At 61.9% G+C, this 11,413-nt stretch carries 12 protein-coding genes and 1 pseudogene; 11 read left to right on the top strand and 2 right to left on the bottom strand.

Going from position 1 to position 11,413, the window contains the following annotated elements; all coding sequences use genetic code 11:
* Positions 1-69 precede the first annotated feature (69 nt).
* The gene (locus L4X63_RS12675) at positions 70-498 is read right to left on the bottom strand and encodes a bacteriohemerythrin (protein ID WP_250679006.1); all 429 of its coding nucleotides are present in this window, start codon (positions 496-498) and stop codon (positions 70-72) included.
* Between the two features lie 386 nt (positions 499-884).
* Between L4X63_RS12675 and L4X63_RS12670 the strand changes: the two genes are divergently transcribed.
* The 4 genes and pseudogenes from L4X63_RS12670 to L4X63_RS23895 all read left to right on the top strand — a co-directional run.
* Positions 885-1,694: a TOBE domain-containing protein gene (locus L4X63_RS12670; protein ID WP_250679005.1), complete on the top strand. Its 810-nt coding sequence runs from the start codon at positions 885-887 to the stop codon at positions 1,692-1,694.
* A gap of 202 nt (positions 1,695-1,896) precedes the next feature.
* On the top strand, positions 1,897-2,631 hold the full coding sequence (gene modA / locus L4X63_RS12665) for a molybdate ABC transporter substrate-binding protein (RefSeq protein WP_250679004.1): 735 nt from the start codon (positions 1,897-1,899) through the stop codon (positions 2,629-2,631).
* 84 nt (positions 2,632-2,715) lie between these two features.
* Positions 2,716-3,093 carry a PH domain-containing protein gene (locus L4X63_RS12660; RefSeq protein ID WP_250679003.1) on the top strand — a complete coding sequence of 126 codons (378 nt, stop codon included), beginning with the start codon at positions 2,716-2,718 and terminating at the stop codon, positions 3,091-3,093.
* Positions 3,094-3,117: 24 nt separating this feature from the next.
* Positions 3,118-3,312: pseudogene (locus L4X63_RS23895) on the top strand (SOS response-associated peptidase family protein); the annotation flags it as partial.
* Positions 3,313-3,438: 126 nt separating this feature from the next.
* Here L4X63_RS23895 and L4X63_RS12655 read toward each other — a convergent pair.
* Complete coding sequence (locus L4X63_RS12655) at positions 3,439-4,005, bottom strand: hypothetical protein (RefSeq protein WP_250679002.1); 567 nt, start codon at positions 4,003-4,005, stop codon at positions 3,439-3,441.
* 210 nt (positions 4,006-4,215) lie between these two features.
* Between L4X63_RS12655 and L4X63_RS12650 the strand changes: the two genes are divergently transcribed.
* The 7 genes from L4X63_RS12650 to L4X63_RS12620 all read left to right on the top strand — a co-directional run bounded on the left by L4X63_RS12650 (position 4,216) and on the right by L4X63_RS12620 (position 11,394).
* Positions 4,216-4,893 (top strand): response regulator, encoded by a 678-nt coding sequence (locus tag L4X63_RS12650; protein ID WP_250679001.1) that lies wholly within the window; start codon positions 4,216-4,218, stop codon positions 4,891-4,893.
* Positions 4,894-4,900: 7 nt separating this feature from the next.
* Complete coding sequence (locus L4X63_RS12645) at positions 4,901-5,536, top strand: response regulator (protein ID WP_250679000.1); 636 nt, start codon at positions 4,901-4,903, stop codon at positions 5,534-5,536.
* Between the two features lie 469 nt (positions 5,537-6,005).
* Entirely contained in the window at positions 6,006-6,500 is a 495-nt protein-coding gene (locus tag L4X63_RS12640) for a chemotaxis protein CheW (RefSeq protein ID WP_250678999.1), read from the top strand.
* Positions 6,501-6,927: 427 nt separating this feature from the next.
* On the top strand, positions 6,928-9,537 hold the full coding sequence (locus tag L4X63_RS12635; protein WP_250678998.1) for a methyl-accepting chemotaxis protein: 2,610 nt from the start codon (positions 6,928-6,930) through the stop codon (positions 9,535-9,537).
* 138 nt (positions 9,538-9,675) lie between these two features.
* Positions 9,676-10,593 carry a pirin family protein gene (locus L4X63_RS12630; protein ID WP_250678997.1) on the top strand — a complete coding sequence of 306 codons (918 nt, stop codon included), beginning with the start codon at positions 9,676-9,678 and terminating at the stop codon, positions 10,591-10,593.
* Positions 10,594-10,675: 82 nt separating this feature from the next.
* Positions 10,676-11,050 carry a fluoride efflux transporter CrcB gene (gene crcB, locus L4X63_RS12625; protein WP_250678996.1) on the top strand — a complete coding sequence of 125 codons (375 nt, stop codon included), beginning with the start codon at positions 10,676-10,678 and terminating at the stop codon, positions 11,048-11,050.
* Positions 11,011-11,394: a DUF190 domain-containing protein gene (locus L4X63_RS12620; protein WP_502799910.1), complete on the top strand. Its 384-nt coding sequence runs from the start codon at positions 11,011-11,013 to the stop codon at positions 11,392-11,394. The genes crcB and L4X63_RS12620 overlap by 40 nt, the downstream gene beginning before the upstream one ends.
* Positions 11,395-11,413 lie beyond the last annotated feature (19 nt).

Here is an 11,413-nt window from a genome sequence, read left to right as displayed (position 1 = left end):
TCAGGCAAAAAAAAGGTGGGATGCCGCGGCACCTCACCCTTTCTCTTCTGTTACCGGACCATGGGGGGATCAGAGGTCGATGGAAACTCCGGAAACTTTCTTCGTGTCGGCGACGAACTTGCCGTAGGCTGCGTCGGTCTTCATGATGTGGTCGAACAGCCAGTCCTTAAGGAAGGTCATGAGCTCAAGCGACAGGTGGGTCTTCCCGCTTTGGTGGTCCCGCTGGATCTCGACGATGCGGGTGATGAACTTCTGGTGTTCGGCAAGGTGGGCCACCAGGTCCGGGTAGTGGGCGTTACTCATGATGATCTCTTCGGTATTGAAGTGGTAGGTGGCGTAATCGACCAGCTGGTCCAGCCATTCTCCCACCTGGCTGTCGTTTTCACGGGCCAGCACCGCATCGTAGGTCTTGTTGAGCAGTTCGACCAGACGGCGGTGGTGCAGGTCGACCTCGTCGATCCCTACCTGCAGGCTGTCGTTCCAGATGATAATCGGCATGTCGTGCTTCCTCCTGTGTGGCGCATTGAAAAGCCCGGTGCCGGCCGGGCTTGCTAGGTGCGGGGAAAATATCGTCTTGAGACGGTATCTCCTGTTCTCCCGTTCGTCAACTCAGGTTTTTTCCCACTCCGCCCCGGGAGAAGTGGCGGTGTCCTTTGTGCCTCAGGCTTCCGGTTGCCGGTTTTATCGGCAGCTGCCGTAAAGAGCGGCAGGCGATATGGAACACGCTCCATAACGCTCGCCCACGGGTCCCCGATTTGCCGCCGCTTTTATGGCCAGTCGAGTGCCAACGGGGGCTTGGCACGCCTTGTGTAACTTTACAGCCGGAGTCTGTTTGCTATTCTATCTGGCGAAGATATGGGACCACCGGGAGAGGGATCTGCTCGATGAAAAATAGAGACGACAAGATGGAAGTCTCCGGCCATCTCTGGTTCAACCTGGCCGAGCAGAGATTTCTGGGAGGCGAGCGGATCGAGCTCCTGGAGAGGATCGACCAGCTCGGCTCCATCGCCAAGGCCGCCAAGGCCAGCGGGTTGAGCTATAAGACCGCCTGGGACATGGTGCGTACCATTAATAATATGTCCCACCTGCCGCTGGTGGACCGGCTGACCGGGGGCAAAGGGGGAGGAGGGACCAGCCTCACCCCGGAAGGAAAACGGATCCTGGGACAGTACCGCGTGATCCAGGAGGAGCTCCAGCGGCTTCTCGGCAACCTCGGCAGCAGGCTCGGCGATACCGAAGACCTGCTCCGATTCATAAGGAGGATGAGCATGAAGGTCAGCGCACGCAACAGTTTTGCAGGAACGGTCACCGGCATCACCAAGGGAGCGGTCAACTCGGAGGTCACCCTGACGCTAAAAGGAGGGGTCCCGCTGGTGGCGGTCATTACCAACGGCGCCGTGGAGAACCTCGGCCTTGCCGCCGGGACCGAGGCCTACGCCATCATCAAGGCGAGCTCGGTCATCATCGGGACCGATCTGCACAACGCCAAGGTCAGCGCCCGCAACGTTTTCTGCGGCACCGTCGCCAAGGTGATCCAGGGGCCGGTCAGCAGCGAGATCGACGTCGAGATCGGAGGGGGGAATACGGTGAGCGCGGTAATAACCCACGGCAGCGCCGAACGGCTGGATCTTAAGCCGGGCGACCATGCCTGCGCCCTTTTCAAGGCGAGCTCGGTCATCATCGGGGTGAGCTGAGTTCGCGAAGGGGTGGCGCTTGCTGCCACCCCTTTTTTCCGGCTGGGCGTTATGGTATTTTCGCCATAACGGCTGAGGCTGGGGCTGAGGAGATGGAACCGCGGGCCGCGCTGACGGCGATGCGGCGGGACGAACGTTTGCAATACGGCGGTGCCCGGGACAACGCCTGGCCGGGCGCCGATGAAACGGGAGGAGACGGATTATGAGGAAAATAGTGGTGATGGTGCTGTTGGCGTTATTGGCCGCTTCGCCGGCCATGGCGGCAGAGGTGAACCTTTCGGTAGCGGCGAGTCTTAAGGAGGTGGTCAACGACCTCTGCGACCGCTTTGCCAAAAGGCATCCCGACGTGCGGTTTTTGAAGAACTACGGCGGCTCCGGCCAGTTGGCCCGCCAGATAGAGAGCGGTGCCCCCGGCGACATCTTCATCTCGGCCAACGTCGAGTGGATGGAGTATCTCAAGGGGAAGAAGCTGGTAGATGCCGGGAGTATCGGGATCTTCACCCACAACACGCTCGTCTTCGCCGGGACTTCCGGGAAGGCGTCGTCGCTGCGCGATCTCGTCAAGCTGGAGCGGATCGCCATCGGGAGCCCGAAGAGCGTGCCGGCGGGCGAGTACGCCATGGAGGCCCTCACCAGGGCCGGGGTCGCGAAGCAGGTTGAGAAGAAACTGGTGATGACCAAGGACGTGCGGGAGTGCCTGATGTACGCCGACCGGGGCGAGGTGGATGGCGGCTTCGTCTACCGCACCGATGCGCTGCAGGCGAAGAAAGCCCGTATCCTTTTCACCGTACCCGCCAACCTCCACGACCGGATCGTCTATCCCCTCGCCCTCACCGTCACCGGTGCCCGTAATCCCGAGGCGGCCGCCTTCCTCTCCTTCCTCAAGGGGGCCGAGGCCAAGAAGGTGCTGGAGAAGTACGGATTCTCCGGCCAGTGAGCGGTAAATCCCTACAGTTTTCGCCCCGGCTACCGATAAGAAGCGTGCCTATCAACCGATAATTAAAAGATGCGGGGGACGGTCATGGGAATGTTCACTGGTGGGGCGAAGAGCGCAGGGTCTCCGGAGGCCAAAAAGTATCACGCCAATTACGGAGCTCTCCTCTCCGACGGGGAGATCATTGAAGTAGGCTTCACCGTCTTTAGGGATACCTTCCTCTTCACCAACAAAAGACTCATCATGGTGGAGGTCAAAGGGTTGTCCGGGAAGCAGATCGAGTATCTATCCATCCCCTACGGCAAGATCATGAAGTTCAGCGTGGTCACCGGTTCGGCATTCGACCTGGATGCCGAGCTTAAGATCTGGGTCGGGACCGAGACCATCCCGATCGAGAAAAAGTTCACCAAGGACGTCAACGTCTACGAGGTTCAGAAGATGTTGGCGAGCCACGTCCTCAAGTAGAGCCGTTTCCTCCGGAGCCGGTGTATGTGCGGACGCTTCACCCTCGATCTTCCCCCCGAGGTTTTGGCCGAACTCTTCAACCTGGGCGCGCTTTGCCCGCCCCTCTCCCGCTTCAATATCGCCCCCACCCAGCCGGTGGCGGTGGTCCGGGTGGATCTGTCGGGTACGCGGAGCCTCGCCCTTTTGCAGTGGGGGCTGATCCCCTCCTGGTCCCGGGACCGGGGAGCCGCAGCCCGGGCTCATGCAGCAGTGGGAGGCCTCGCCGCTGGTCAACAGCGTCCAAAACGATTCGCCGGCACTGGTGGAGCGCCGGGAAGCGGCACGTTCCCTTTTCGGCAGCTGATCTCAGGAAAGCGAACGGCGTCCGGAATCCAGCAGGGAGATGAACAGTTCGGTGTGCGGGTTGGGGGAGGGGGGAGCCATCGACCGCAGATGGGTCCGTTTTCTGCGCATGCTCGGCATGAGAGGGTGGAGGGTATCGTCCGCTTGGCGGTAGGCGTCGAGGAGCCGCACCAAAAGCCGTTGCGACCCGTTGAGAGCCAGCTGGAAGATGCCGCAGATCTCGGGGTCCCGGAAGGAGGCGGCGAAGATGGTGTACTTCTCGGCGCTGCACTGCTTGTCGACCAGGGCCGCCCGCAACTGGCGGTACAGCGTCCGGCTGGATGCCTCCCGCGGGTAGGGGAGGGGAGCGGGGAGTTGCAGGTCGTCGGCGGGCATCAGGCGGCTCGCTATCTTCTCCGGGCAGCGTCTGGCGATCTCTTCGACGATCTCCCATTGCTGGGCGGAGAGCTCGCGCAACAGCTCTCTTGCGTAATTGTCCGGGTGCATGAGCGCCGCGTTGCGCAGACCGCGGTAACTGGTAAGCTCGGTGTGCAGCGCGAAACGGAAAGCCTCTTCCATTAGATGTTCCATGGCGTTTCCTCTGGTAAGTACGCCGCGCCAGGCGGCTGCTTAGACGCTCCGTCTCCGCTGGTTCATTACCGGCGCGGATGAAGCGAAAAATTTTGCCTTCTCATTGGACCATGATAATCTTAGCCACCCCCCCAATCACCGTCAACAACGTTAATATTAATGATGAGGGGCCGTCGCCTACATGAAAACCGCGAGGAGCCAGGGGTAACTATGGCGTACAGCGTTGAAGATGCTAGGGTAATCAAGGTGCTGGTGGTGGACGACCACGCCATCGTGCGGCAGGGGATCAGGTACCTGCTCGGGAAGTACCCCGATATTTCGGTGGTGGGTGAAGCGGACAACGGGAAGCGGGGAGTCCAGCTGGCCGGCGAACTCCGGCCGGAGGTGGTGGTGATGGATGTCAACATGCCGGTCATGGACGGGATCGACGCCACCCGGGAGATACTGGCCCTTCACCCGCAGACCCGGATTCTCATGATGACCATGTACGAGGACCGGCTCCAGGTAACCAAGGCTCTCCAGGCCGGGGCGCGGGGATACCTCCTCAAGGACCACACCTCGGAGATGCTGGTGGAGGCGGTACGGACCCTGGCGGCCGGTCACCACTATCTTTGCCCGGAGATCCTTTCCCTGGTCATCGACGGGTACCTCGAGCTCGTGAAGGAAGCGGCTCCACGGATGGAGAACTCCCTCTCCCCCCGGGAGCAGGAGATTCTTTCCCTGATCGCCCGGGGGGAGAACGCCAAGGGGATCGCCTTCCAGCTGCAGTTGACCGCCAAGACGGTGGACAATCACCGCCAGCAGATCATGAAGAAGCTGAAGCTCAATTCGATCGCCGATCTCACCAGGTATGCCGTGCGGGCGGGGATAGTCCGTCTCGACGGCTGAGGACGCTATGAAAATTCGCATCATGGTCGTCGACGACCATGCCATCGTGAGGGAATGTCTCTGCTCCATCCTTGAGCGCTGTGACGAGCTGGAAGTGGCCGGCCAGGCGGGGGACGGGGTTGAGGCGGTGCGGATGGCCCGTGACGTGGTACCCGATGTGGTTGTCATGGACGTCGGCATGGAGGGGATGAACGGCATCGATGCCACCCTCTGCCTCGCCAGCGGCTCTCCCGGCGTCAAGGTTCTGATGGTCTCCATGCATAACGAGAGGCGGATCCTGGAGGAGTCCTTGCGGGCGGGAGCGCGCGGGTTCGTGCTGAAGAGCGCGCCTGCGGCCGAGCTGATCAAAGCAATCAAGACCGTGGCGGCCGGAGGAAGGTACATTTCGCCGGAGTTGGGGGCAATTGGGCAGCGGCAGCCTAACGGCGGCGAAGTGACCCTGGAACCGCTCCTGACCGAGCGGGAGCGGGAGGTCCTGGTGCTGCTGGCCTCCGGGCGGAAATCGAAGGAGATCGCCACCATCCTCGATATCAGCGCTAAAACGGTGGAGTCCCACCGTGCGCATATCATGAAAAAGCTCGGGCTTAACAACATCGCCGACCTCACCCGCTATGCACTTCGCGAGGGGCTGCTCGCCAGTTAGCCGTCCGCAGGGCGTCCCGGGTTTGCACTGCCGCGGCTATCTCGATCTCCCTGCCCGCCATGCTTCCCGGTTCGCGTCCCCCACCTTTCCCTGGCTCCCCCCGACCGGTTTCCCGCTGCCCCCGCTGCTCCCGCTGCTCCCCGGCTCCCCGGCTCCCGGCTCCCGGCTCCCGGCTCCCGACTCCCCGCAATCCCCGCAATCCCCGCAATCCCCGCAATCCCCGCAATCCCCGCAATCCCCGCAATCCCCGCAATCCCCGCAATCCCCGCAATCCTGCCTCATGCAGTTTCTATCCGGTCCTTGCTGAGGCGTATACAGGAAAATTCCCTATGGCTTAGGGAAAATCCTGATATTGGCCGGGCCACACAGGCCGAAGAGCAGAATCAAGAGGTAGTTCTAGCTGACGACGGGGGGCGAAATAGATTCCATGCCACTCGTCCAGCGCTTCGAGTCATAAGGAGGTTCTCAGATGTCAGTTGCAGCGATTAACGAGAGTGCCCAGTACCTGACCTTCAGACTTGGTGAAGAGACCTTTGCGCTCGATGTCGGCAAAGTGCGAGAGATCCTCGACTTTACCGTCGTCACCAAAGTACCCCAGACCCCCCCTTTCATGAGAGGCGTGATCAACCTCCGTGGCAGCGTGGTGCCGGTCATGGATCTCCGTACCAAGTTCGGGATGACCGAGACCGTGAAGACCGTTGACAGTTGCGTCATCGTGGTCGAGATGAAGCTTGAGGACGACCTCCTGGTCATGGGAGTGCTGGCGGATGCCGTGCAGGAAGTGATCGACATGGCGCCGGAGCAGATCGAGCCTCCCCCTCGCATCGGTTCGAAGCTGAACACCGAGTTCATCTTCGGCATGGCCAAGCACGACCAGCAGTTCATCATCATCCTGGACATCGACCGCGTCTTCGCCGGCGAAGAGGTGGCGGTGGCTGCCCAGGCGAGCCAGCAGGCCGCCTGAATGGACTGCCAATAACGGTAGACCGGTGGCGTTAAGCTTCATGCGGGTTCAGCCGTCCCAGCAATGGGAGGCCGGCATCTAGCTCCCGCACGCCACCGGCCGAAGCAGGACCAAGGTTTGGGACGCCGGGGGGCGCTCCACGGCTGGGAGAAGCGTATCTTGGCCACGGACACCCCCTCACGCCCATAACCCCACCGGGGGCGGTTACCGCCTCATGGTCCGGGAGAACGTGCGGCTCCACTTCCCTGACAGCAAAAGGGGGAAGTCTGCGGACGTTACCCTAGACGCTCGCCCGCGGTGGGAATCTCGTCACCGAGAACGACACAGAATCTTCCTGGCGCGGATTCTTCGCCCAGGGCCCCGACGGACAGCTGTTCCCAAGGCAGATCCAGAATCGCCCACTTTTTCACTACAGGAGACGTGCCCCATGAAATGGCTCGCTAACGTAGCTATAGGCAGAAAACTATACGCAGGCTTCCTCGCCGTGGTCGCCATCGTGCTGGTGCTGGTCACCGTCGCATACTTAAACTTCAGCGCGCTCGGTACCGCCAACCAGATGAACGTACACACCTACGAGGTACTTGACCACGTAGGCAACATGCTCACCTCGCTCATCAACATGGAGACCGGGACCCGCGGCTATGCACTTTCGGGGGACGATAAATTCCTGGAGCCACTCAACCAGGGTAAGGCCGCCTTCGCCAAGGACTTCGAGGATGCCAAGAAGCTGACCGCGGACAACCCGCGCCAGCAGGAACGCCTCTCCCAGCTGCTGGCCATGAAAGACCAGTGGATACAGGTCGAGGTGGAGCCGACCGTCGCCTTGAGGAAGCAGGTGGTGGCGGGAAGGGCCTCGATGGACCAGGTGGTGAGAAGCGTCCAGGAAGCCAAGGGCAAGAAGCAGATGGACGCCATGCGTGCGGTCCTGTCGGAGATGTCCAAGGACGAGACCTCCCTTCTGGGCGTGCGGATGAAGGCGGCCGATTCGCGCAGATCCACCACCAAGGTGGTCATGATCGGCGGTGGGCTGGTAGCCGTCATCCTCGCCATGATCATCGCCTACCTGCTGGACCGCGCCATCACTCTTCCCATCACCAGGGCGCTCGGGGTGGCCAGGAAGGTCTCGGAAGGGGATCTCTCCAGCGAGATCACCATCGATAGCAACGACGAGGCGGGGCAGCTGCTGTCGGCTTTGCAGGAGATGACCGGCCGTATCAAGGCCCTGGTGGCCGACGCCAACATGCTTTCCGAGGCCGCCGTGCAAGGGAAGCTCGCCACCCGAGCGGACGCCTCGAAGCACAAGGGTGATTTCCAGAAGATCGTGGCCGGGGTCAACGAGACCCTCGACGCGGTCATCGATCCCCTCAACGTGGCCGCCGACTACGTCGACAAGATCTCCAACGGGATCATCCCGCCGCAGATCGCCGACAACTACAACGGGGATTTCAACGTCATCAAGAACAACCTCAACAACATGGTCAAGATGATGAACGACCTTTTGGCGCAGACCGACGTCCTCATCCAGGGGGCCGCCAACGGCGAGCTCGACAAGCGGGCCGACGCCTCACTCTTCGTGGGGGGGTGGAACAAGCTGGTGGCGGGGGTGAACGACACGGTGGCCAACATCGTCAATCCGATGAGGGTGACGGCGGATTACGTGGACCAGGTGGCCAAGGGGGTCATCCCGCCGGCCATCACCACCGACTACAAGGGCGAGTACAACGTCATCAAGAACAACCTCAACAACATGGTCAAGATGATGAACGACCTGCTGGCGCAGACCGACATCCTGATCCAGGGAGCCGCCAACGGCGAGCTCGACAAGCGGGCCGACGCCTCCCTCTTCGTGGGAGGGTGGAACAAGCTGGTGGTGGGGGTGAACGAGACGGTCACCAACATCGTCAACCCGCTCATGGTCACCGCCAACTACGTCGACAGCATCAGCAAGGGGGACATTCCCGCTCCCATCACGGCGGAGTACAAGGGGCAGTACAACATCATCAAGAACAACCTCAACGTGCTGATCGAGGCCATGCAGTCCATCACCGCCTCCGCCAAGGAGATCGCCTCCGGTAACCTCCTCGTGAACATCAGGGAGCGCTCCGAAAAGGACGAGCTGATGAGGGCCCTGGGGGCCATGGTGTCCCAGCTTTCCACCGTGGTGGCCGAGGTCAAGGCGGCGGCCGACAACGTCGCGGCCGGGGCCATGGAGATGAGCTCCGGGTCGGAAAACATGTCGCAGGGAGCCACCGAGCAGGCCGCGGCGGCCGAGGAGGCATCCTCGTCGATGGAGGAGATGAGCTCCAACATCAGGCAAAACGCCGACAACGCGCTGCAGACCGAGAAGATCGCCGTGAAAAGCGCTCAGGATGCGCTGGAAGGGGGCAAGGCGGTGGCCCAGACGGTTTCCGCCATGCGGGAGATCGCCGGCAAGATCAACATCATCGAAGAGATCGCCCGCCAGACCAACATGCTGGCCCTCAATGCCGCCATCGAGGCGGCCCGGGCAGGCGAGCACGGCAAGGGATTCGCGGTGGTGGCCTCCGAGGTGAGAAAACTGGCCGAGAGGAGCCAGGCGGCGGCCGGTGAGATCAGCAAGCTCTCGGTCTCCAGCGTGGACGTGGCCGAGCAGGCCGGGGCGATGCTCACCCAGATCGTGCCGGACATCCAGAAGACCGCGGAGCTGGTGCAGGAGATCAGCGCCGCCTCCCGCGAGCAGGACACCGGCGCCGGCCAGATCAACCGCGCCATCCAGCAGCTCGACCAGGTCATCCAGCAGAATGCCGGCGCCGCCGAGGAGATGTCCTCCACCGCCGAGGAGCTCTCCAGCCAGGCCGAGCAACTCCAGTCCACCATCTCCTTCTTCAAGGTGAAGGAGAGTGCCCAGGCCAAGAAGCCGCTCCCCCAGAAAAAGGTCCAGACCAAACCGGTCGCCCGGGTGGCTCCCCACCAGTTGACGAAGGCCGAGGAGCATGTCAAGGGTGCCATGCTGGCCATGAACGGCGAGGATATGGACAGCCATTTCGAAAGGTTCTGACCGGAGGGAGTGTAGCAAGCGATGTACGGGGGGGCCGGTTTAGCCGGCCCCCTCTTTTTTTCCTGGCAGGGCAGTGCAGTTGACATCGATGGGTGGGCCATTAGAATGTTTTTGCCATTACCGTGCCAGGAGGTTCACATGAGTTCCGATACCGGTTCCATCCGCAAGATCCGCAAAGTCTGGAAGAGCAAACCGACCCTGGAAGGCGCCGGCGTCCATCTCAAACGCGCCTTCGGCAATAACCAGGTTCCCAACCTCGACCCCTTCCTCCTGCTCGACGACTTCCGCTCCGATACCCCCGAGCATTACCTGAAGGGGTTTCCCTGGCACCCCCACCGCGGCATCGAGACCATCACCTACGTGCTGGACGGCCGGGTGGAGCATGGTGACAGCATGGGCAACCGCGGGGTGATCGGCCCGGGAGACCTGCAGTGGATGACGGCCGGCAGCGGCATCATCCACCAGGAGATGCCCAAGGGGGACGACGAGGGAAGGATGTACGGATTCCAGCTCTGGGCGAACCTCCCCGCCTCCCACAAGATGATGGATCCCCGTTACCGCGGCCTGACCGCCGACGAGATCCCCGAGGCCCGCCTGAAGGACGCCCGGGTCAAGGTGATCGCCGGCCAGATCGGCGGCGTGCGGGGCCCGATCCGGGACGTGGTGGTCGATCCCGAGTATCTCGACGTCACCCTCCCCGAGCAGACCACCTTCACCCACGCCATCCGGCGCGGCTACACCGCCTTCGCCTACGTCATCGACGGCCACGGCTACTTCGACCTCGACCGCAACCCCTATGCCCACGAGATGGTGGGGAACAACTACTTCGACCTCGAGCGGAGCTGCGAGTGCGGGAGCGAGAACCTCGTCCTGTACGAGGACGGGGATGCGGTGGCGGTCTCCACCCAGGGAAGCCCGGTCCGTTTCCTGCTGATCTCCGGCAAGCCGATCGGGGAGCCGGTCGCCTGGTACGGGCCGATCGTGATGAACACCCAAGAGGAGCTGGAGGTCGCCTTCCGCGAGTACCAGGAAGGGACTTTCATAAAGCACCGCTAGCCTACTTTTTCATTGACCCGCTCACACTCCCGATGCTAGCTTGCCGCCAGCAGTCCAAGGAGCGTCAAGGAGTGGCAGAAGGATGAAGATAGCGGCGATCATCGGGGTTTTCTGTGCTGGCGGGGGGCTCACCCGTTACTACCTTTCCGGCTGGGTCTATTCCATGCTGGGGAGGGCCTTTCCCTACGGGACACTGGCCGTCAACGTGATCGGAGCCTACCTGATCGGTGTGGTGATGGAGCTCGGGATGCGCAGCACGGCGATCTCCGACACCCTGAGGATCGGGCTCACCGTCGGCTTCATGGGGGGGCTCACCACCTTCTCCACCTTCAGCTACGAGACCTTCAAGCTCCTCGAGGACGGCCAGTTCGCGGTAGCCTTCGGCAACGTGTTGGGGAGCGTGATCCTCTGCCTGTTATGCACCTGGCTGGGGATCGTCACCATCCGGTCGATGTGAAGGAGGAGCCTTTGAAACAGGTAGGGGAAAAGGTGCTGATGAGGATCTTCATCGGCGAGGAGGACCGCTTCGAGAGAAAGCCGCTCTACGAGGCGCTGATGGAGCTTTTCCTGGCGGAAGGGTTCGCCGGGGCCACGGTGATCAGGGCCGTCTGCGGTTTCGGCGGACACCGGGCCTACCACACGCAGAAGCTGCTCGATCTCTCCGCCGACCTTCCGCTCATCGTGGAGGCGGTCGATACCCAGGAAAAGATCGACCAGGTAATGCCGAAAATCGACGAGATGATGAAGGGAGGGATGATCACCCTGGAGAAGGCCACGGTGATCCGCTACGGGGAAAAATAGCGACGCCCCCCACTCCAGG

The organism is Geomonas sp. Red32, assembly GCF_023652955.1.
Taxonomy (GTDB): Bacteria; Desulfobacterota; Desulfuromonadia; order Geobacterales; family Geobacteraceae; genus Geomonas.
The sequence above is the reverse complement of the archived record's forward strand: the minus strand, read 5'-3'. Positions and strand labels throughout refer to the sequence as shown.